This window comes from Metapseudomonas resinovorans (genome assembly GCF_002003485.1).
In the GTDB taxonomy this organism is placed as follows: Bacteria; Pseudomonadota; Gammaproteobacteria; order Pseudomonadales; family Pseudomonadaceae; genus Metapseudomonas; species Metapseudomonas resinovorans_D.
The window spans coordinates 1-428 of record NZ_BDMA01000101.1 but is presented as its reverse complement, the minus strand read 5'-3'; the positions used below and the strand labels follow the sequence as shown (position 1 = coordinate 428).

The window sequence follows — 428 nt, the reverse complement described above, 5'->3', positions numbered from 1 at the left end:
TTGGCGGCCTGGCGGCCAAACCTGCCCTTGAACTGAATATCGCCACCTTGGCGCAGTTGCCAACTACTCTCTGACCAGTTCAGCCAGCGCGCGCCACCGGCACCGCTTGGCGTGGCTCAAACTCGAGGATGTATCGGCTACCTCCCGCCGCCAAGGACGTATGGCGTATCACCCACCCCAAGTGGTCGGCCACGCGCTTGACGATAGACAAACTCAAGCCAGGTCCGCTGCTGGTGTCGTCATGTGCACCTGTCAGTCGGTCAAGTGGACGCTGGGCTACGGCATCGAGCCCCCCGGTCCCGTTGTCCTCAATCGCGATCCCGCTGGCGTTCAACTGGACCGTGATCACGCCCCTTTCAGTGTGCAAGCAGGCATTGCGCAAGAGGTGGTTAAGCGCAATGGCAACCAACTCCGGAATGGCGGGGATC

General features: G+C 61.7%; 1 protein-coding gene. It reads right to left on the bottom strand.

Features of this window, described 5'->3' with window-relative positions; translation table 11 throughout:
- Positions 1 to 79: 79 nt before the first annotated feature.
- A partial coding sequence (locus MnOB_RS28370; protein ID WP_199824614.1) for an ATP-binding protein occupies positions 80 to 428 on the bottom strand: 349 nt, incomplete at its 5' end.